Below are 20,190 nucleotides of genomic sequence, written 5' to 3'. Positions count from 1 at the left end.
ACTCAGGCGTTTGCACGTATATCCCTTTTCAACAGCGGCGCGTTGGGGTCCACTCCCAATGCCCACCGAAATTCTCAACGGGCCGCGCAGCCCGTTTTTTTGTGCTTGGAGATACCTTGTCTGATCTTGTTGCTACAGCTGCTATTGATCGCCGTCTGGCCGGTATAGTTCAGCCCGTTATCGAGGATATGGGGTTTGAATTGGTCCGTGTGCGGCTCATGGGTGGCGAAGAGAAAACGCTGCAGTTGATGGTTCAGAAACCTGACGGCAGCATGGAAATTGAAGATTGCGCCAAGGTTTCGACCGAGGTTGGCGCGACGCTTGATGTCGAAGACCCGATTGAAGGGCTCTATTCGCTTGAGGTGTCGAGCCCTGGTATCGACCGCCCACTCACGCGGATGAAGGATTTTGAGCTTTGGCACGGTTATGAGGCTAAGCTTGAAACAGCTGAGCTTATTGATGGCCGTCGTCGTTTCAAAGGCAAGCTCGCGGGAACCGAAGATGACGAGGTTCTGATCACGATTTCCGAAGGGACAATCGGCCTCAAGTTCGACTGGCTGGTAGATGCCAAGCTGGTCCTGACAGACGAATTAATCGCGGAAATGCTCAAGCAACGTAAAGCGGCGGGCATCGTGAACGAAGACGATTTCGACGAGATTAAAACAGAAACTGACGCTTCTAAGGAGCAGTGACAATGGCAATTACTTCAGCCAACCAGCTTGAGCTTTTGCAAACCGCCGAAGCGGTCGCACGTGAAAAGATGATCGATCCCGATCTGGTTGTTCAAGCGATGGAAGAATCCCTCGCACGGGCCGCCAAATCGCGTTACGGCGCCGAAATGGATATCCGCGTCAGCATTGACCGCAAAACCGGCCGCGCCACATTCACACGGGTTCGCACCGTGGTTGAAGACGATATGGTCGAGAACCACCTCGCCGAGCTGACTGTTGCGCAGGCCCGCGATTATCTTGAAAACCCAGAAGTGGGCGCAGAGATCATTGACGAGGTTCCGCCAGTAGAGATGGGCCGTATCGCGGCGCAATCTGCAAAGCAGGTGATCCTTCAGAAGGTGCGCGAAGCCGAGCGTGATCGCCAGTACGAAGAATTCAAAGACCGCGCAGGCACCATCATCAATGGTGTTGTTAAGCGCGAAGAGTACGGCAATGTTATCGTTGATGTGGGCCGTGGCGAAGGTATCCTGCGCCGCAACGAGAAGATCGGCCGCGAGAGCTATCGCCCGAATGATCGTATCCGCTGCTATATCAAAGATGTGCGTCGCGAAGTGCGTGGCCCTCAGATTTTCCTGAGCCGGACAGACCCGCAATTCATGGCTGAACTGTTCAAGATGGAAGTTCCGGAGATTTACGACGGTATCATCGACATCAAGGCTGTTGCCCGTGACCCAGGTTCGCGCGCCAAGATCGCCGTGATCTCTTATGACGGTTCGATTGACCCTGTAGGTGCTTGCGTTGGTATGCGCGGTAGCCGTGTTCAGGCCGTTGTGAACGAGCTTCAGGGCGAGAAAATCGACATCATTCCTTGGAATGACGATGCGCCGACCTTCCTTGTGAACGCGCTTCAGCCCGCTGAAGTGTCCAAGGTTGTGCTTGACGAAGAAGCCGAGCGTATCGAGGTTGTTGTGCCTGATGAGCAGCTTTCGCTTGCCATTGGTCGCCGTGGTCAGAACGTTCGCCTTGCGAGCCAGTTGACTGGTCTTGATATCGACATTCTGACAGAGGCCGAAGAATCCGAGCGTCGTCAGAAAGAGTTCGCTGCACGCACAAGCCTGTTCATGGAAGCGCTCGACCTCGACGAGTTCTTTGCACAGCTTCTCGTGTCCGAAGGCTTCACTAACCTCGAAGAAGTGGCTTACGTTGAAGTTGACGAGCTACTGGTGATTGACGGTGTTGACGAAGACACAGCCGGAGAGCTTCAAGCTCGTGCGCGTGACTACCTCGAAGCCGCTAATAAAAAGGCGCTGGAAGAGGCACGTGAACTCGGCGTCGAAGACAGCCTGGTTGCATTTGATGGTCTGACACCCCAAATGGTACTTGCGCTTGCAAAAGACGGAGTGAAAACCCTCGAAGACTTCGCAACATGCGCGGATTGGGAGCTTGCCGGTGGTTGGACCACTGAAAACGGCGAGCGTAAAAAGGACGATGGCGTTCTTGAACCCTTCGATGTTTCGCTCGAAGAAGCGCAGAATCTGGTTATGACCGCCCGCATTATGCTTGGGTGGGTCGATCCGACAGAACTGGAAGCCGAAGCAGAAGAAGAAGCTGCGGAAGAAAGTTCCGAAGACGCAACAGAGGAGTCCGAAGCGTAAAGCTTCGGGTAACCTGAATGGCGCGCGGCGGTCGAAAAAACGAACGGGAAAACCCCGAACGACGGTGCATTGCCACCGGCGAGACACGGGATAAATCCGAGATGATCCGGTTTGTGATCGGACCGGAGAACACCGTTTTTGCGGATGTTGCCGGAAAGCTTCCGGGGCGCGGCATCTGGGTGACGGCTGATCGCGCGGCTTTAGAGAAGGCTGCCAATAAGGGGCTGTTCTCCAAGGCGGCCAAACAAGCGGTCAAGGTGCCGGACACCTTGGTTGATGATACCGAAGCTGCGCTTGCGCGGCGGGTCGTAGACTATATCTCTTTGGCGCGGAAAGCGGGCCGGGCGATCACGGGCTACGAAAAAGTTAAGGGTTGGCTTGAGACTGAGCAGGCGAAAGTCTTGTTTCAGGCCAGCGATGGGTCGGAGCGTGGAAAATCCAAGCTTCGCCCCCCTCGAGACAGAGACCTATATATCGATATGCTTACGGCATCGGAATTGGGTTTGGCTTTCGGGCGGGAAAATGTGATACATGGCGCGCTTGCATCTGGCGGACTCACCGATAGTGCGGTAGAGGATGCCAAACGTCTTAGAGGCGTGCGCGCAAATGGCGGTGGAACATCCACCGAGAAGGGTACGAAGACCACATGAGCGATAGTGACGGCAAAAAAACACTGGGAATTCGCGGCGGCGCAGGACGTCCGGGCAATGTAAAGCAGAGCTTTAGCCACGGACGGACAAAGAACGTTGTTGTTGAGACAAAACGCAAGCGCGTTGTTGTTCCCAAGCCTGGTGCGGCAAAAGCAAACGTGAGCTCGGCTTCGGTTGGTGATCCTTCGCGTCGTCCGGCAGGCATTTCGGATGCCGAGATGGAGCGCCGTTTGGCGGCTCTGAAGCTTGCAAAAGCGCGCGAGGCCGAAGAAGCAGCGAAGCGCGAAGCTGAAGAAAAGCAGCGCGCCGAAGATCGTGCCCGCCGCCGTGCGGAGATCGAGGCTAAAGAAGCCGAAGAAAAAGAACGTGCCGAGCGTGCGAAGGCCAAGGCCGAAGAAGAAGAGCGCGCCCGCAAGGAAGCAGAGATCGCCAAGGAGCGCGCAGAGGCCGAGAAAGCCGCTAAATCTGCGGCGCCCAAGAAAGCTGCACGCCCTGCCGATCCGGCAGAGGTTGAAGCAGCGGCGAGCCGTCCAGCGGGACGTCCGTCTTCTGCTCCACGCAAGAGCAACGACCGCAATGATCGCAATGATCGCCCATCCAAAAACGCTGGCGAAGATAAGCGTCGTTCCGGCAAGCTGACGCTGAACCAAGCGCTGCGCGGTGGTGACGGTGGCCGTCAGCGGTCCATGGCATCGATGAAGCGTAAGCAAGAGCGTGCGCGTCAAAAGGCTATGGGTGGTCAGGTCGAGCGCGAAAAGGTTGTTCGTGATGTTCAGGTGCCGGAAGCGATTGTTGTTTCCGAGCTTGCAAACCGTATGGCCGAACGTGTTGGTGACGTTGTTAAAGCGCTCATGAACATGGGCATGATGGTTACGCAGAACCAAACAATTGATGCTGATACAGCCGAGCTTATTGTCGAAGAATTCGGCCACAAGATTTCGCGTGTTTCTGCGTCTGACGTTGAGGACGTAATCGCTGACGTTCAAGATGATGAGGAAAAATTGGTTTCCCGTCCTCCTGTCATCACGGTTATGGGCCACGTTGACCACGGTAAAACTTCGCTTCTGGATGCGATCCGTAAGGCGAAAGTTGTTGCTGGCGAGGCTGGCGGTATTACCCAGCACATCGGCGCTTATCAGGTGAAAACCGACGAAGGCAAGCTTCTGACGTTCCTCGATACTCCGGGCCACGCGGCGTTTACGTCGATGCGGGCACGTGGTGCGCAGGTAACGGATATTGTTGTGCTTGTGGTTGCTGCCGATGACGCGGTGATGCCACAGACAATCGAAGCCATCCACCACGCCAAAGCTGCTGGTGTGCCGATGATTGTCGCGATCAACAAAATTGACCGTCCGGAAGCTAACCCAGACAAAGTTCGCACCGATCTCCTTCAGCACGAAGTGATCGTAGAGAAAATGTCCGGTGAAGTTCAGGACGTTGAAGTATCGGCTATCAACGGTACGGGTCTGGATGATCTGCTTGAGGCTATTTCGCTTCAGGCTGAACTGCTTGATCTCAAAGCTAACCCTGATCGCGCCGCAAACGGTGCTGTGATCGAGGCGCAACTTGACGTTGGTCGTGGTCCTGTGGCGACGGTTCTTGTTCAGAACGGTACGCTACACAAGGGCGATATCTTTGTTGTTGGTGAACAGTGGGGCCGCGTGCGTGCGCTCTTGAGCGACAAAGGCGACCGTATCAATGACGCTGGCCCTTCGGTTCCGGTAGAGGTCCTTGGCCTCAATGGTACACCAGAAGCGGGTGACGTTCTGAACGTGGTTGAGACAGAGGCACAGGCCCGCGAGATTGCGGATTACCGTGCTCACGCCGCCAAAGAGAAGCGCGCTGCGATTGGTGCTGCAACAACTCTCGAACAGCTTATGGCGAAAGCCAAAGACGACGAGAACGTTGCCGAGCTTCCGATCCTTGTGAAAGCAGACGTGCAGGGTTCTGCCGAAGCGATCGTTCAGGCGATGGAGAAAATCGGCAACGACGAAGTGCGCGTTCGTGTTCTTCACTCTGGCGTTGGTGCGATCACGGAATCGGATATCGGTCTTGCCGAAGCGTCCGAAGCGCCAGTGTTTGGCTTTAACGTGCGGGCCAATGCCTCTGCGCGGAACTCGGCCAACCAGAAGGGCGTTGAGATCCGCTATTACTCGGTGATCTATGACCTTGTGGATGATGTGAAAGCGGCGGCTTCCGGCCTTCTCTCCGCAGAAATCCGCGAAAACTTCATCGGCTACGCGTCGATCAAGGAAGTGTTCAAGGTTACCGGTGTTGGCCGCGTTGCTGGTTGTATCGTGACCGAAGGCGTTGCTCGCCGCAGCGCCGGTGTACGCCTGCTGCGCGACGATGTTGTGATCCACGAAGGTACGCTGAAAACGCTGAAACGCTTCAAAGACGAAGTGAAGGAAGTTCAGTCCGGTCAGGAATGCGGTATGGCCTTCGAGAACTACGACGACATCCGCCCTGGCGATGTGATCGAAATCTTCGAGCGCGAGTCAGTCGAGCGGACACTGAAGTAAGTTCGCAAAAAGACATAAGAAAAGGGGCCGTGTTCGCGGCCCCTTTTTTGTTGCGTGAGTGAAATTGCTAAAAGAGCAGAGGGTCTTATACCTCTAGCGGTTTGTCGCTGCGCTCCCACTTAAGCGGGTGGAACACTTCATCGACCGGAGTCACGGCGAGGTGGTTCACGTAGTTTGACATAGTCTTCTGAGCCAAGCCCAAAATCACGTCCAGTACCGCACGGTGGCCATAACCGGCATCAAAGAATGCCTGCATTTGAGCTTCGCTTAGATTGCCGCGCTCACGCACCATTTGAACTGTAAATGTACGGAGAGCTTCGAGCTTCTCGGAGGGAAGCGGCGTCTCGTTGCGCAGCGCTTCTGTGATTTCGTCAGAAACCTTCATCATCTTTGCGATGCCTGTGTGGGCCGGAACGCAATAGTGGCACTCATGCTCAACGTTGATCGACTGCCAAACAACTGTCAGCTCGTCAGCGTCAAAGTCAGTTTCGGTAAAGAGCTTGTGGAGGAGTTGGTAAGCTTCATAAGCTTGTGGGCTCTCTGCCAGCACCTTGTGCAAGCCAGGAAGGCGGCCGAATGCTTTCTGGGAGTTTTCGAGCAGCGGTTTGGAAGCCTCTGGAGCGGAGTCCATATCGTGGGATGGGAAAGTCAATTTAAAGTCCTTTCGAATTGGTGATGATTGTTATTTAGGCTTTCTTGAGTGATCACTCAAGTATATAATTGAGCAAACACTCAAATATTGGTGATGTCATGCCTCGGAAGCCAAATTATGATAGAAATGAACTGATCGGACGCGCCCGAGACTTGTTCTGGCGACAGGGCTGGGCGGGTACATCGCTCAAGGACCTTGAGGCGACGTTGCAGATGAAGCCGGGAAGTTTTTATGCGGCCTTCGGGTCAAAAGATGCTTTGTTTAAGCTCGCTCTAGAGCGATATGCGTCTGAGGGGCGGGCGCGCTTAAGGAAGCTTGCCGACGAAGAAGGGCCGCTGAAGGCGCTTCAACGTTTTCCTGCGATGGTGGTTGAAAATAGCGACGCACCAGCCAAGGCCTGCATGCTTTCAAAAACACTGCTGGAACTGCAAGCGCACAACAGCCCGTTGTCCGAGGACGCAAACCAGCATTTGCTGAAGATGGAGAGCCAATTCGCCAATCTTTTTCAGGAAGCGCAAAGCGACGGATCGATTGCCGCTACCCATGATCCGAAGGTGCTCGCTCGCAGATATCAGTCCGACCTATTGGGCCTAAGAGTATCTGCGGAGCGGGACGGGATCGATGCCGAAGCAATTGCACAGGAAATCGCGGATGGTTTGGCGCAACTTTGAGTTGGTTGTTGAAGCTTAACCCCTAGAGCCAGTCGCGCAGAATTGGAATAAGCGGGATATCGGCAGGTGGCATTGGGTAGTTTCGAAGCTCGTTCGGCCGTGCCCATTTCAGAGTCTGCCCTTCTTTGGGATGGGGCGTTCCGTTCCATTTGCGACAGGCAAATAGTGGCATCAATAGGTGAAAGTCATCATAGCTGTGGCTCGCAAATGTGAGCGGCGCAAGGCAACTTTGCCATGTATCAATTCCAAGCTCTTCGTGAAGTTCGCGGATTAAGGCGACCTCTGGAGTTTCGCCGGCTTCAACCTTGCCGCCCGGAAACTCCCAGAGACCCGCCATAGACTTCCCCTCTGGACGCTGCGCAAGCAGAACGCGGCCATCACGGTCAATCAAGGCAACCGCCGAAACAAGCACAGTTTTCATGAACGGTAATCCGCGTTGATCTCGATGTATCCATGGGTGAGATCGCAGGTCCAGACGGTTGCCGTACCTTTACCGATGCCCAAATCAACACTCAAAACGAGGTCTTCCTGTTTCATATAGGAAGCGCCTGCTTCTTCGGTATAGCTCTCGGCTACCCAGCCTTTCTCCGCAACAAGGATGTCGCCGAAGGAGATAGAAAGGCGGTCTCGGTCTGCTTTAGCACCGGATTTGCCAACAGCCATGACCACGCGGCCCCAATTCGGGTCTTCGCCAGCGATCGCTGTTTTCACCAGCGGAGAATTCGCAATCGCCATGGCGACGCGGTGGGCGTCAGCGTCTGAATCCGCGCCTGTTACGTTCACTTCAACGAATTTGGTCGCACCCTCTCCATCGCGGACAACTTGATGCGCGAGGTTCTGCATAACACCGTGCAACGCGTTCTCAAAAGCAGCCTCGTCCTTCACCTCGGGGCCCTTGCCCGTTGCTGCGAGAAGCAGGCTATCTGAAGTAGAGGTGTCGCTATCCACAGTTATGCAGTTGAAGGTTTTGTTGTTCAGTTTGGACAAGATGGCTTGAAGGCGGTCTTGTGCAATTTTCGCGTCGGTAAAGATGTAGACAAGCATCGTCGCCATATCCGGCGCGATCATGCCAGAGCCTTTTGCGAAACCGGCGATTGTAATGCCGTTGACTTCGGCCTTTGCCCCCTTGGGGAAGGTATCCGTTGTCATGATTGCTTTGGCGGCACGTTCGAACGCGTTTGGCGCAAGGTTTTGGGAAAGTTCAGCCAACTTATCAGTGATGCGCTCTGCAGGGAGAGGCTCGCCAATCACGCCTGTTGAAGCTGTGAATACCCGCGAGACAGGAACATTGAGTGCCTCTGCCGCGGCTTGGGTTACGGCCTCAACAGCTTTGACGCCGTGCCCTCCGGTAAAGGCATTGGCATTACCGGAGTTCACCACAATCGCCGCTGGCCCGCTCGCATCACCGCCGATCTTGGCTTGGCAATCCAATACGGGAGCGGCGCGCGTTGCGGAGCGTGTGAAAACGCCCGCAATCGCCGTGCCCTCACAAAGACGGGCGACCATAACGTCATCCCGCCCTTTGTATCGAACACCAGCCGCAGTGGCCGCAAATTCAACCCCGTCAACAACAGGAAGCGACGGAAACCCCTCTTTAGGGGCCAGCGGTGATACTTTCATGGATTACTCCAAAAGTTCGGATTTCTTGATAAGCGCAGGATCGATAGTGCCTTCTTCTGCTTGCGAAATATCCGCCGCATTGGTCAGGTCTTCGATCAGCTTTGTCAGTACCTCGCGCTGCACAGGCTCAACCAGTTGATCGCGCACTTCGTCGATCGCTGGTGGCTGCACTTCACGGGACTCTTTGCGCAGGATCACATGCCAGCCGAATTGCGTTTCGACGGGTGCGGAAACTGCACCGTCTTCAAGCGCCATAACGGCCTCTTCAAACGGTGGAACCATCATTCCCTTTGAGAACCAGCCAAGATCGCCACCATTCGGGCCGGAAGGACCGGTGGATTTTTCGCGGGCGAGTTCGGCGAAATCTGCGCCGCCTTCTAGCTCCGCAACAAGCGCTTTGGCTTCGTCTTCTGTCTCTACGAGAATGTGCGCCGCGGAGTACTCGGAGCCCAGCTCAGCGTCTTTGTAGGCTTCGTCATAGAGCTCCTGAACGACGTCGTCTGTGATGGCGTCGCGAATGGCAGCAGTGATCGCTGCACCAGCAAGGAACGCACGACGGTCATTTTCCATCGCCAGCTTGTCATGCTCGGAATACTCACCGTTCAGAGATTGATCGAGCAGGGTTTGCTGGATCAGGTTCTCGAGAATGCCGTCAAAGAGCTGTTTGTCATCAATGTTCTGGTAGTTCTGAGGCAGAGTTTCGCGCGCGACGATCATATGCCCGAGGGTGATCTCTGTACCGTTCACAGTCGCTACGACAGTCGAGGGGCCTGCTTCTTCGGCAAAGACAGGTGCTGTTCCAGCGAGGAGCAGTGCGGTAATGCCGATTTTAGTGCGTTTTAACATCTATTTTCCCTTAGTAGTGCCCGTTCGGGCGCGTTCCATTGACAGTACTTGGTTGGCCCCTTACATCGCAAAAGGTCTTTATGTATGGGGCATCCGCTTAACAGCCTTGATAGGCTTACCAATAAGGGGGGGCAAGCCATGCTTTTCAAGATCACAAAAACATTAGCAGCAGTGCAAGCGGAGTGAATATGCTGGGTATCGGAACCATCGCCAAAAAAGTTTTTGGCACGCCGAATGATCGCAAGGTTAAGAAAACCCGTCCGCTTGTTGCGAAGATCAACGCGCTTGAGCCAGAGTTCGAAGCGCTTTCCGACGAAGGCATCATCGAGAAAACCAAAGAATTCCGCGAACGGGCTGTTGGTGGTGAATCTCTTGATAATCTCCTGCCCGAAGCCTTTGCCAACGTTCGAGAAGGGGCCCGCCGCGCGCTGGGCCTTCGTGCGTTTGATACTCAGTTGATGGGCGGTATTTTCCTTCACCAAGGCAACATCGCAGAGATGAAAACCGGTGAAGGCAAAACGCTGATGTCGACTTTTGCGGCCTATCTCAACGCGCTTCCAGGTGAGGGCGTGCACGTTGTGACCGTGAACGATTACCTTGCGCATCGTGATGCGGAATGGATGGGCAAAGTTTTTGCCGCGCTCGGCATGACAACTGGTGTGATCTATCCGCGTCAGGAAGAAGAAGAGAAAAAGGCCGCCTATCTTTGCGATATCACCTACGCAACCAATAACGAATTGGCTTTTGATTATCTTCGCGACAACATGCGCTCGAACCTGAGCCAGCTTGTTCAGCGCAAGCATAACTTTGCGATCGTTGACGAGGTGGACTCGATCTTGATCGACGAAGCGCGGACGCCGCTGATCATCTCTGGCCCGTCCGAGGACAAGAGCGATCTTTACGTTGCGATTGACAAGCTGATCCCTGAACTTAAGCCCGAGCATTACCTTAAGGACGAGAAGATCAAGAACGTCACGTTTACCGAAGAGGGTAACGAATTTCTTGAGCAGCGTCTGCCGGAGCTTGGCATTCTGGAAGAGGGCCAATCGCTTTACGATCCAGAAAGCAGCACGGTTGTTCACCACGTCAACCAAGCGCTGAAAGCACATCAACTCTTTACGCGTGACACAGACTATATCGTGCGTGACGGCGAAGTGATGCTGATTGACGAGTTTACAGGCCGCATGATGCAAGGTCGCCGCCTCTCAGACGGGCTGCATCAGGCGATTGAGGCCAAGGAAGGGCTTGAGATCAAGCCAGAGAACGTGACCCACGCGTCGGTTACTTTCCAGAACTACTTCCGCCTTTACGATAAACTTGCCGGTATGACTGGTACCGCGCTGACAGAGGCCGAAGAATTCGCTGAGATTTACGGCCTTGGTGTTGTTGAAGTTCCAACAAACCGTCCGATTGCGCGTAAAGACGAGCACGATCAGATCTATCGTACAGCACGCGAGAAGTTTGCGGGCGTGGTTGAATCGATCAAAGAAGCACACGAGCGCGGACAACCAATTCTTGTCGGTACGACGTCGATTGAGAAATCTGAATTCCTCTCTAACCTGCTCAACGCCGAGGGCATTGAACACAACGTTCTAAACGCGCGCCTTCACGAGCAGGAAGCACAGATTATCGCGGATGCCGGTAAATTCGGCGCCGTCACAATCGCGACCAACATGGCCGGACGCGGCACCGACATTCAGCTTGGCGGCAACGTCGAGATGCATGTGCTGCAAGAGCTGGCCAAGAATCCAGATGCCGACCCAGACCAGCTTCGTGAGAAATTCACGTCGCAGGTTGCTGCAGAAAAAGAGAAAGTTATCGAGGCTGGTGGTCTCTATGTTCTGGCGACAGAGCGTCATGAAAGCCGCCGTATCGATAACCAGCTTCGTGGACGGGCTGGTCGTCAGGGTGACCCAGGACGTTCAGAGTTTTATCTTTCGCTCGAAGACGATCTCATGCGGATTTTCGGGTCCGACCGGTTGGATAAAGTTCTCGGTTCGCTCGGCATGAAAGAAGGCGAGGCAATTATCCACCCTTGGGTGAACAAATCGCTTGAAAAGGCACAGGCTAAAATCGAGGGCCGCAACTTCGACGCGCGGAAATCCTTGCTCAAGTTTGACGACGTGATGAACGATCAGCGTAAAGTGATCTTTAGTCAGCGCCGTGAAATCATGGAAGCCGAAGACCTTTCAGAAATCGTTCAGGACATGCGCCATCAGGTGATCGACGATCTTGTCGATATTCACATGCCGGCCAAAACCTATGCTGAACAATGGAGCACCGAGGAGCTTAAAGAGGAAGTTCAGAAAATCCTCAGCCTCGACGTGCCAGTTGTCGAATGGGCCGCTGAAGAAGGCGTTGATGATGCCGACATTCGCGAGCGCCTCTATGATGCGGCGGACAAGGCGATGGCGTCGAAGGCGGCTGAGTTTGGGCCGGAGACACTTCGTGGCATCGAAAAGCAGGTCTTGTTGCAGACCATTGACGGTAAATGGCGCGAGCATCTTTTGACTTTGGAACACCTTCGTTCTGTCATCGGCTTCCGCAGCCTCGCTCAGCGTGACCCGCTGAACGAATATAAAAACGAGAGCTTCCAGCTTTTCGAAGGTCTGCTTGAGTCGCTGCGTGTTGAAGTGACTGAAAAGCTCTCTAAAATCCGTCCGCTCTCACAAGAAGAGCAAGAGAAGATGATGGCGCAGATGCTTGCCCAGCAGCGTATGCAGCAACAAGCCGCAGCAGCACAGGCGCAATCTGCTTTCACGCCAAAGGCAGGCGAAGCGCGTGAAGGGTTTGACGAGAACGATCCTGAGACATGGGGAAATCCGGGCCGGAATGACCTGTGCCCCTGCGGTTCAGGAGAGAAGTTCAAGCATTGTCACGGTAAGATTTAAGGGCGGACTCCCCACACCTTATTGGGGAACCGTCTTTGAAAATTCGCGTGAGGGTATACAATTGTTCGCGTAGCGAGTGAGTCGATTTTGACGATTCGAAGAACACATTCATCGATTCGGATGTGTGTTTAGGGCAATACTGTAAGAAAATCCTTAGGGATTCACGCCACACAACGCTTCGAAATCCCTTGTTTTTAAGGCTGTTAACTAAAAACACCGGATTCAAGTCACATTTCGGCCCACTTTAGAAAGTCATCTTTCGGGTGATCTGACAGGTGGATGAGGGTGAAATGAAGAAATCGGGGAACTACATCTACGCAACCGCCAGCTTTGCTGTGGCGTTGACGATCGGATTTCTTGTGCAAAAGTCAGATGCAGAGAACCGACTCTTTGCAAAAGGCCTTGCGCTTGGCGGCACGACAACTGTTGTTGATCCGGCGAGCGTTCAGCTTACTTCCGCGAAACCTAAAGATAAGAATGCAACGCCCGTCGTTCCAGAGATCGGCGTCGACGAGATGCCGACGTTCGCTGTCCCTTGGGCTACGGATCAAATTGGCGGCGACGCGCTCGAGCCAACGCCGAAAACTGATGATACAACGTTCAATGCATATGGCGTTCCCTGCGAGACGAATGTGACTGCGGTGCCAGGCCCCGCGGCAATGGTAACACTCGGGATCGATGCGAGTTGTTTGCCGAACGCATACTTCACAGTTCTTCATGAAGGGCTACGGGTTTCGGGTATGACTTCCCCGCTTGGAATTGCGGAGCTTACATTGCCCGTGTTTTCTGAGGATGCGAAATTTGAAGTCCTGTTTGAAGGCGGCGAGCGTTTGACGACAGGAACCGAGGTTCAGGATTTTGATGCATATGATCGTGTTGCGCTACAGTGGCAGGGCGCAGCGGAGTTGCAAATTCATGCGTTGGAATTTGGGGCTAGCTATGGCCAGAAGGGCCACGTTTGGCAGGCCGCGCCACGAAATTCAGAATTCGCGCTGGGCGCGCAAGGCGGCTTTCTAACGACACTTGCGCTGCGTGATGACGAGCAGGCTTGGCAGGCTGAAGTTTACAGTTTTCCAAGTGGTTCGATCAACCAAGAGGGCACCGTCCGTCTCTCGATCGAAGCGGAGATAAAGCCATCTAATTGTGGGCGCGAAGTATTTGCGCAAACTCTCCAGTCGGATGCAGAAACAGGCGCGGAAGTGGTTGATTTAGCCGTCGCAATGCCGGATTGTGGCGCCATTGGCGAGGTTCTGGTGTTAAACAACCTGCTCCGGGATATTAGAATCGCCAGCAACTAGAGCGGCATTCGGACAGGCTTATGAGCATCCTTCGTGCGGCGGTTTTCGCCGCACTTTTCGTACTTACCCCGATTTGCGCCCGCGCGCAGGACATCACCCTGACATCGCAGGATGGTGCGATGTCTCTTTCGGGCGTTCTGGTTGGATATGACGGCGAGTTTTACCGCGTTGAAACGGAGTTTGGCGTTCTGACGTTGGACGGTTCTGGCGTTATTTGTTCTGGTCCGGCTTGTCCAAATCTTGACGGCTATGTTGCCGAGATATCTGTTTCCGGTGCACGCACGGTTGGTGACGTCTTGCTGCCGTCCCTGTTCGAGCGATTTGCTACACGACACGGATATACAGTAACGCGTGAAGTCGAGAGCAATCGGGATTTTACACTCGTACTGAAACAATCTGGCCAAGATACGGAAGTTGCTCGGATCGACTTCGCTCTTGGGAATTCGGATCAAGGCTTAGCCCGATTTGTGAGCGGTGAAACTGATTTCGCGCTCTCTCTTCGCGAGGCTAACGAGGACGAAATTAAGATCGCGCGGGAGGCAGGTCTTGGCGATTTACGCTCCTCGCGTGTTGCACGGATTATCGGGCTTGATGGCGTTGTTCCCATTGTTTCAAAGCGCAACACGGTAACAAGCATTTCGTTAGAGCAGACTTCAAAAGTCTTGGCCGGCGAGATTAAGAATTGGCAAGAACTTGGTGGAATTGATGCTCCTATCGTCCTGCATCTGAGGGAAGATGGATCTGGTGCGTTGGAGCGGGCCGTATCACAAATCCTGACGGACGAGGACTCTGAGCTTGCGCAGAGCCGTCGTCATACATCCAATGCGAGCCTTAGTGCAGCGGTCACGCGCGATCCATTTGCGCTCGGTATCGTGAGCCATTCAGAGATTGGAAACAGCCGTTCTCTGGCGCTTCTCGGCGGGTGTGGATTTCCGTTTATGGCAAGTCATAGCACCATCAAATCAGAGGATTACCCCCTTACATCGCCGCTTTTCCTTTACACCCCTGCAAGGCGATTGCCCAAAATCATTCGCGAGTTCATGGCCTTCATGAGCACGCCCTCGGCGGAACAAATTGTTGAGGCAAGCGGGTTTGTGAATCAGGCGTCGATTGAAATTCCGATGGCCGATCAAGGCGAGCGGCTTGCGAATGCTGTCCTTCAGGCGGGTGACGAGGTCTCTCTTTCGGATGTTCAGGAGATGGTTGGCGCGTTGCGGTCGGCACGGCGGCTTTCAACAACATTCCGTTTCGAAGCGGGTTCATCGCTTCTTGATGCGCAATCGCGGGCGAACGTTTCGAAACTCGCAGAGGAACTGGAAGCCGGTCTGTTTGAAGATCGCAAACTGCTGTTTGTCGGGTTTAGCGATGGTGATGGTGGTGCGGCGGCCAATCGCAGAATAGCAATGCGTCGCGCACAGGCGGTTCGTGCGGCGGTGTTAAAAGAAGCCAGCTTGTTTGATCCTGAACGGATGGAAATCGGAGAACTGGCGTTTGGTGAGGCAATGCCCATGGCGTGTGACGATACCGAGTGGGGTCGGCAGGTAAACCGTAGGGTTGAGGTTTGGCTCGCGCCGGTTAAAGATACCCTTCCGCGCGAAAACTAAGTTCGCGGGATTTCCCGACAATCAGGTGGTCGTGGAGCGTAAGCCCGAGTGTATTCGCGGCTTCGTTGATTTGGGCAGTGACGGTGATATCGCTTTGTGAGGGCGAAGGGTCACCGGACGGATGATTATGCACAAGAATGAGGGCGGAGGCGTTGAGTTCAAGTGCCCGTTTGACGACCTCGCGTGGATAGACTGGTACGTGGTCAACTGTTCCCCGTGCTTGCTCCTCATCGGCAATTAGGACGTTCTTGCGGTCGAGATACAAAACGCGAAACTGCTCAGTTTCGCGGTGCGCCATGGTTGTATGACAGTAATCAACAATCGCGTCCCATCCAGAGATCACATGTTTCTGCATTACTTTACTTCTGGCGAGGCGTTGGGCGGCGGCCTCGACAATCTTCAGTTCGCAAACAACGGCCTCTCCCACACCTCTGATTGGCAAAAGACGCTCGCGTGGTGCAGAAATCACCCGATTAAAATCGCCAAAGGTTTCGAGTAGTAATCTGGCAAGAGGTTTGACGTCTTTGCGGGGAATAGCCCTGAACAACACAAGCTCCAGCATTTCGTAATCGGGCAGGGCAGTTGCGCCACCATTCAAAAACCGTTCGCGAAGGCGCTTACGGTGATCGCGGATATAGCTCGGTTGTTTTTGCGAGTCTTGGGGGTGGCGGCCATATGAGTTTGTCCGCCGTTTTTTGGGAAGCTGCACTTCGTCAACATCCATGTCGAACATGGGGAGCGGCTTCTCGGAAAAAAATCGTTTCAGTTTCATAAGTCGAAGCTGAAACGATTCTCTAAATTTTTAGTTAACTTGTGTTAACTTTTCATGCTGTCCCAGAAGGTTTTCACCTTATTAAAGAAGCTGTCGTTCTGTGGGTTGTTATCGACGGCAATGTCGTCGAACTCCCGCAGAAGCTCTTTCTGGCGGCTGGTGAGGTTTACCGGAGTCTCGACAGCGAGCTCGATGAACATATCACCCGATTGGTTCCCGCGAAGAGAAGGCATACCTTTACCACGCAAGCGCATCTGACGGCCGGATTGGCTGCCGGATGGTATCTTCACGCGGCTACGGCCACCGTCGATTGTCGGAACCTCGATATCACCACCGAGCGACGCGGAAACCATGCTGACCGGCACGCGGCAGTAAAGGTTGACGCCGTCACGTTCGAAGAGCGCGTGCTCCTGAACGTCGATGAAGATATAAAGATCGCCGGATGGTCCGCCGCGTAGACCGGCTTCGCCTTCACCAGAGAGGCGGATGCGTGTACCGGTTTCAACACCCGCAGGGATGTTGACCGACAACGAACGTTCTTTCTCAAGACGTCCTGCACCGCCACAGTCTGCACACGGGTTCTTAACCATTTGGCCAACACCAGAACATGTTGGACAGGTACGTTCGACAGTGAAGAAACCTTGCTGTGCGCGAACCTTACCCATGCCCGAACATGTTGGACATGTGACAGGCTCCGCGCCGCCTTCTGCGCCTGTACCATTACAGGTGCCGCAACCAACGGATGTTGGGACGGTGATTGTCTTTTGGAGGCCAGAGAAGGCTTCTTCGAGGGAGACGCGGAGGTTGTAGCGAAGATCAGAGCCACGTTGTGCTCTGCTTCGTGCCTGACCGCCCGCACGGCCGCCCATGAAATCGCCGAAGAGATCATCGAACACATCCGAGAACGCGCTGGCGAAATCGCCATTGCCCTGACCAGGATGGTGTCCGCGCCCGGCGCCGCCCATACCGTTTTCGAAAGCGGCGTGACCATAGCGGTCATACGCGGCTTTCTTTTCCGGGTCTTTCAGAACGTCGTAGGCTTCATTTGCTTCTTTGAACTGCGCTTCTGCGTTGGGATTGTCGGAGTTGCGATCAGGGTGCAACTCTTTGGCTTTTTTGCGATAGCCTTTCTTGATCTCATCCGCGGACGCGCCCTTCGAGACACCGAGAGTTTCGTAATAATCACGCTTTGACATGTGTTACCCCTTAGGAACGCAAAGACCGGCCCGACAACTTGCGGGCCGGTCGCTGAAAGCTATGCAGCTTTCATTTAGTTGCGTTTGCTATCGTCCAGATCTTCGAAGTCTGCATCGACGATATCGTCATCAGCGGCGTTTGCAGTTGGTTCGTCAACTTCGGCGGGCTCTTCACCAGCTTCCTCTTGGGAGGCTTTGTAAATTGCTTCGCCAAGTTTCATCGACGCCTCTGTCACGTTCTGGATGCCAGCTTTGATTTTGCTTGCGTCCTCGGACTCGAGGTTTTCCTGAAGCGCGGAGATTGCGAGTTCGATGGCCTCAACAGTTGTTGGGTCAACTTTCTCTTTGTGCTCCTCAAGGGCTTTCTCGGTGCTGTGAATCAGGCTCTCGGCTTGGTTCTTGGCTTCGATAAGCTCTTTACGCTCTTTGTCTGCATCGGCGTTTTCTTCAGCGTCTTTCACCATTGCTTCGATGTCGTCATCCGACAGGCCACCGGAAGCTTGGATGGTGATTTTCTGCTCTTTGCCTGTGCCTTTGTCTTTGGCGCCAACTTCAACGATACCGTTTGCGTCAATATCGAAGGTCACTTCGATCTGCGGCATGCCGCGTGGTGCGGGCGGGATATCTTCGAGGTTGAACTGGCCGAGGATCTTGTTGTCGGCAGCCATCTCGCGCTCACCTTGGAAAACCCGCAGAGTCACAGCGTTCTGGTTGTCTTCGGCAGTCGAGAAGATCTGCGATTTCTTGGTTGGGATTGTTGTGTTGCGGTCGATAAGACGTGTGAACACACCACCAAGAGTTTCGATACCAAGAGACAGCGGCGTAACGTCGAGAAGAACAACGTCCTTCACGTCACCCTGAAGAACACCGGCCTGAATTGCAGCACCCATGGCCACAACTTCGTCTGGGTTCACGCCTTTGTTTGGTTCTTTACCGAAGAACTTGCTGACCTCTTCGATCACCTTCGGCATACGGGTCATACCACCAACAAGAACGATCTCGTCGATGTCACCTGTGGAAAGGCCGGCGTCTTTGAGAGCTTCCTTACAAGGCTTCAGCGAAGACTTGATAAGATCGCCAACAAGGCTTTCGAGCTTCGCACGTGTCAGTTTGAGCACGAGGTGAAGCGGCTGGCCGCCTTTCGGGTCCATCGAGATGAACGGCTGGTTGATCTCTGTTTGTGTCGAAGACGACAGTTCGATCTTGGCTTTCTCGGCAGCTTCTTTCAGACGCTGGAGAGCCATTTTGTCTTTGGTCAGATCAACGCCGTTCTCTTTTTTGAACTCGCCAGCAAGATAGTCAACGATGCGCATGTCGAAGTCTTCACCACCGAGGAATGTGTCACCGTTGGTGGATTTAACTTCAAAGAGGCCGTCGTCGATTTCGAGGATGGTTACGTCGAATGTACCACCACCGAGGTCATAAACAGCGATTGTCTGTGTGTCTTTCTTGTCGAGACCATAGGCCAGCGCGGCGGCTGTCGGCTCGTTGATGATCCGCAGCACTTCGAGGCCAGCGATTTTACCGGCATCTTTAGTGGCCTGACGCTGAGCGTCGTTGAAGTATGCAGGTACCGTGATAACGGCCTGAGTTACTTCTTCACCAAGATAGGACTCGGCGGTCTCTTTCATCTTTTGCAGGATGAATGCGGAAATCTGGCTTGGCGAATATTTCTCGCCGTGGACTTTTACCCAAGCGTCGCCGTTGCCGCCATCGATCACGTCGAAGGGCAGGTTCGCTTTGTCTTTTGCCAGATGGGAGTCGTCTGCGCGACGACCGATAAGGCGTTTTACGCCAAAGATTGTGTTTTCCGGGTTGGTAACGGCCTGACGTTTAGCAGGCTGGCCAACGAGGCGTTCATCGTCTGCGAATGCGACGATCGAAGGCGTTGTGCGTGCGCCTTCAGCGTTTTCGATAACGCGTGGCTGCGACCCATCCATAATGGCGACGCAAGAGTTTGTAGTTCCAAGGTCAATGCCAATGACTTTTGCCATATTCAGTACCCCTTTATTAGGCGATGTTTAGGAGCGCGGACCCATGCAAGGCATCTCGGCTCCGGACTGTTAATGGATACGGGGAGATCCCGTTCCAGCTTCAAGCGGTATATAGGGGGCGCAATTCACACCTGCAAGCGGTTCGGGGGCGGGTTTTTGGCAATATGATGCAAAAAAACTGAGTCAAATCTTACGAATAGGCGACAATACCGGCTAACGGCGTGGAATCCTTTGTTTTTGAGTCATTTCGGGCGGGATAAGGCAATTGTCGCTTGAGTTCAGAAACGCGGTTATCGGCCCGCACTCCAACTGAGGGACGCATGTTTCCGTGTATAGAACTCGCCCATCAATCCAATCATCATCATTACGAGCGTGACCGTCACTGGATAGGAGATAGACGTGACCGTTGCGGTGTAATTGATAAAGGTGAACCCGCGGGATTGGTCGATACAATGAAAGAGCGGGTTCCAATCGAAAAACGGCAGCATCCAGCTTGGTAGCGTTTTCGCGACGAACATTTTGCCCGAGGCGATCATGTTTGCGCGTTGATAAACGGTTGTCGCGATTCCGACGAAATTTGGAAACCGAGGTTTGAGTGCCAGAAATACCATTCCAACGGCTATGCCATATGCCCAGGAGAGCAAAAGCATCGCGAAAGCGCCAGCGGGGTTATAGATCGTGAAGGGTGTAAAGGCGGCGTAGTAGACAAACAGAACAACCAGAACCGAAAGCACCTGAATATAGAGTGCGGCGAGCGCTGAGGATGCAATCACAATGATGGTGTTCATAGGTCCGTGTTTCATCATCGCAGAGGTCGGACCATCAGAGCCAACAACAGCGCCTACGGTTTTGACGTGCGTTATAAACAGAAAGATGCCGGACATCAGATAGAGCAGGAAGTCCCCACGAATTGAGGCGCCGCGCAACCCAAGCAACGAGAACATAACAAAGAAAACCCCGACCAGAACGAGGGTCTGTGCAAGATTCAGCAGCAGCCCGATGATGGCGTTGCCGTGACTTTTGCGAACTTGTCTGACAGTTGTATGGTAGATCAGCTCCAGAATGCCGAAAGCGACCTGAAATCCGTTCTTCTTTTTTCTTGGTGCCTGAAACATTGTGACCTGAAACGTATAGTTCCTGAAGTTTTA

General features: G+C 53.9%; 16 protein-coding genes. 8 read left to right on the top strand and 8 right to left on the bottom strand.

Annotated elements, in window-relative coordinates:
- Nucleotides 1–116 precede the first annotated feature (116 nt).
- The 4 genes from rimP to infB are packed head-to-tail and all read left to right on the top strand — an operon-like array spanning nucleotide 117 to nucleotide 5,498.
- Complete coding sequence (rimP, locus tag OU789_RS13575; RefSeq protein WP_274656064.1) at nucleotides 117–692, top strand: ribosome maturation factor RimP; 576 nt, start codon at nucleotides 117–119, stop codon at nucleotides 690–692.
- Between the two features lie 2 nt (nucleotides 693–694).
- Nucleotides 695–2,326, top strand: coding sequence for a transcription termination factor NusA (gene nusA / locus OU789_RS13570; protein ID WP_274656063.1), 1,632 nt, complete (start codon nucleotides 695–697; stop codon nucleotides 2,324–2,326).
- Nucleotides 2,327–2,343: 17 nt separating this feature from the next.
- Nucleotides 2,344–2,976, top strand: a complete 633-nt coding sequence (locus OU789_RS13565; RefSeq protein WP_274656062.1) for an RNA-binding protein — start codon at nucleotides 2,344–2,346, stop codon at nucleotides 2,974–2,976.
- Nucleotides 2,973–5,498, top strand: a complete 2,526-nt coding sequence (infB, locus tag OU789_RS13560; protein WP_263954493.1) for a translation initiation factor IF-2 — start codon at nucleotides 2,973–2,975, stop codon at nucleotides 5,496–5,498. Before OU789_RS13565 ends, infB begins: the two co-directional genes overlap by 4 nt.
- Nucleotides 5,499–5,583: 85 nt before the next feature.
- Here the strand turns inward: infB and OU789_RS13555 are convergent, their stop codons facing one another.
- A complete protein-coding gene (locus OU789_RS13555) occupies nucleotides 5,584–6,150 on the bottom strand; it encodes a carboxymuconolactone decarboxylase family protein (RefSeq protein WP_263954492.1) in 567 nt (188 codons plus the stop codon).
- Nucleotides 6,151–6,248: 98 nt separating this feature from the next.
- Between OU789_RS13555 and OU789_RS13550 the strand changes: the two genes are divergently transcribed.
- Nucleotides 6,249–6,821 carry a TetR/AcrR family transcriptional regulator gene (locus OU789_RS13550; RefSeq protein WP_263954491.1) on the top strand — a complete coding sequence of 191 codons (573 nt, stop codon included), beginning with the start codon at nucleotides 6,249–6,251 and terminating at the stop codon, nucleotides 6,819–6,821.
- Between the two features lie 22 nt (nucleotides 6,822–6,843).
- Here the strand turns inward: OU789_RS13550 and mutT are convergent, their stop codons facing one another.
- From mutT to OU789_RS13535, 3 genes are read right to left on the bottom strand one after another with little or no spacing between them, the layout of a single operon-like run.
- On the bottom strand, nucleotides 6,844–7,242 hold the full coding sequence (gene mutT, locus OU789_RS13545; protein WP_274656061.1) for an 8-oxo-dGTP diphosphatase MutT: 399 nt from the start codon (nucleotides 7,240–7,242) through the stop codon (nucleotides 6,844–6,846).
- Nucleotides 7,239–8,441: a bifunctional glutamate N-acetyltransferase/amino-acid acetyltransferase ArgJ gene (argJ, locus tag OU789_RS13540; RefSeq protein ID WP_274656060.1), complete on the bottom strand. Its 1,203-nt coding sequence runs from the start codon at nucleotides 8,439–8,441 to the stop codon at nucleotides 7,239–7,241. The genes mutT and argJ overlap by 4 nt, the downstream gene beginning before the upstream one ends.
- A gap of 3 nt (nucleotides 8,442–8,444) precedes the next feature.
- Complete coding sequence (locus tag OU789_RS13535; protein ID WP_274656059.1) at nucleotides 8,445–9,287, bottom strand: peptidylprolyl isomerase; 843 nt, start codon at nucleotides 9,285–9,287, stop codon at nucleotides 8,445–8,447.
- A 188-nt stretch (nucleotides 9,288–9,475) separates the two neighbouring features.
- Here OU789_RS13535 and secA point away from each other — a divergent pair, with 188 nt between their 5' ends.
- The 3 genes from secA (at nucleotide 9,476) to OU789_RS13520 (ending at nucleotide 15,080) form a co-directional block, all read left to right on the top strand.
- Nucleotides 9,476–12,178, top strand: coding sequence for a preprotein translocase subunit SecA (gene secA, locus OU789_RS13530; protein WP_274656058.1), 2,703 nt, complete (start codon nucleotides 9,476–9,478; stop codon nucleotides 12,176–12,178).
- Between the two features lie 290 nt (nucleotides 12,179–12,468).
- Nucleotides 12,469–13,476: a hypothetical protein gene (locus OU789_RS13525; protein ID WP_274656057.1), complete on the top strand. Its 1,008-nt coding sequence runs from the start codon at nucleotides 12,469–12,471 to the stop codon at nucleotides 13,474–13,476.
- Between the two features lie 20 nt (nucleotides 13,477–13,496).
- Nucleotides 13,497–15,080, top strand: coding sequence for a phosphate ABC transporter substrate-binding/OmpA family protein (locus tag OU789_RS13520; RefSeq protein WP_274656056.1), 1,584 nt, complete (start codon nucleotides 13,497–13,499; stop codon nucleotides 15,078–15,080).
- Here the strand turns inward: OU789_RS13520 and radC are convergent.
- From radC to OU789_RS13500, 4 genes are all read right to left on the bottom strand, one after another.
- A complete protein-coding gene (gene radC, locus OU789_RS13515) occupies nucleotides 15,052–15,804 on the bottom strand; it encodes a RadC family protein (RefSeq protein ID WP_446719188.1) in 753 nt (250 codons plus the stop codon). The genes OU789_RS13520 and radC overlap by 29 nt on opposite strands.
- A 92-nt stretch (nucleotides 15,805–15,896) precedes the next feature.
- Nucleotides 15,897–17,048, bottom strand: coding sequence for a molecular chaperone DnaJ (gene dnaJ, locus OU789_RS13510; RefSeq protein WP_263954482.1), 1,152 nt, complete (start codon nucleotides 17,046–17,048; stop codon nucleotides 15,897–15,899).
- Nucleotides 17,049–17,122: 74 nt separating this feature from the next.
- The gene (gene dnaK / locus OU789_RS13505; RefSeq protein WP_274656054.1) at nucleotides 17,123–19,042 is read right to left on the bottom strand and encodes a molecular chaperone DnaK; all 1,920 of its coding nucleotides are present in this window, start codon (nucleotides 19,040–19,042) and stop codon (nucleotides 17,123–17,125) included.
- Nucleotides 19,043–19,332: 290 nt separating this feature from the next.
- Entirely contained in the window at nucleotides 19,333–20,157 is an 825-nt protein-coding gene (locus OU789_RS13500; RefSeq protein ID WP_274656053.1) for an ABC transporter permease, read from the bottom strand.
- Nucleotides 20,158–20,190 lie beyond the last annotated feature (33 nt).

It is taken from the genome of Halocynthiibacter sp. C4 (genome assembly GCF_028823805.1).
Taxonomy (GTDB): domain Bacteria; phylum Pseudomonadota; class Alphaproteobacteria; order Rhodobacterales; family Rhodobacteraceae; genus Falsihalocynthiibacter; species Falsihalocynthiibacter halioticoli.
The sequence above is the reverse complement of the archived record's forward strand: the minus strand, read 5'-3'. Positions and strand labels throughout refer to the sequence as shown.

Excerpts from the sequence above, each read along its gene's own strand:
- mutT (WP_274656061.1), bottom strand. The coding sequence starts at position 7,242 with ATGAAAACTGTGCTTGTTTCGGCGGTTGCCTTGATTGACCGTGATGGC.
- OU789_RS13535 (WP_274656059.1), bottom strand. The coding sequence starts at position 9,287 with ATGTTAAAACGCACTAAAATCGGCATTACCGCACTGCTCCTCGCTGGA.
- argJ (WP_274656060.1), bottom strand. The coding sequence starts at position 8,441 with ATGAAAGTATCACCGCTGGCCCCTAAAGAGGGGTTTCCGTCGCTTCCT.
- secA (WP_274656058.1), top strand. The coding sequence starts at position 9,476 with ATGCTGGGTATCGGAACCATCGCCAAAAAAGTTTTTGGCACGCCGAAT.
- radC (WP_446719188.1), bottom strand. The coding sequence starts at position 15,804 with ATGGATGTTGACGAAGTGCAGCTTCCCAAAAAACGGCGGACAAACTCA.
- dnaK (WP_274656054.1), bottom strand. The coding sequence starts at position 19,042 with ATGGCAAAAGTCATTGGCATTGACCTTGGAACTACAAACTCTTGCGTC.
- nusA (WP_274656063.1), top strand. The coding sequence starts at position 695 with ATGGCAATTACTTCAGCCAACCAGCTTGAGCTTTTGCAAACCGCCGAA.
- OU789_RS13550 (WP_263954491.1), top strand. The coding sequence starts at position 6,249 with ATGCCTCGGAAGCCAAATTATGATAGAAATGAACTGATCGGACGCGCC.
- OU789_RS13525 (WP_274656057.1), top strand. The coding sequence starts at position 12,469 with ATGAAGAAATCGGGGAACTACATCTACGCAACCGCCAGCTTTGCTGTG.
- OU789_RS13500 (WP_274656053.1), bottom strand. The coding sequence starts at position 20,157 with ATGTTTCAGGCACCAAGAAAAAAGAAGAACGGATTTCAGGTCGCTTTC.
- OU789_RS13520 (WP_274656056.1), top strand. The coding sequence starts at position 13,497 with ATGAGCATCCTTCGTGCGGCGGTTTTCGCCGCACTTTTCGTACTTACC.
- dnaJ (WP_263954482.1), bottom strand. The coding sequence starts at position 17,048 with ATGTCAAAGCGTGATTATTACGAAACTCTCGGTGTCTCGAAGGGCGCG.
- infB (WP_263954493.1), top strand. The coding sequence starts at position 2,973 with ATGAGCGATAGTGACGGCAAAAAAACACTGGGAATTCGCGGCGGCGCA.
- OU789_RS13565 (WP_274656062.1), top strand. The coding sequence starts at position 2,344 with ATGGCGCGCGGCGGTCGAAAAAACGAACGGGAAAACCCCGAACGACGG.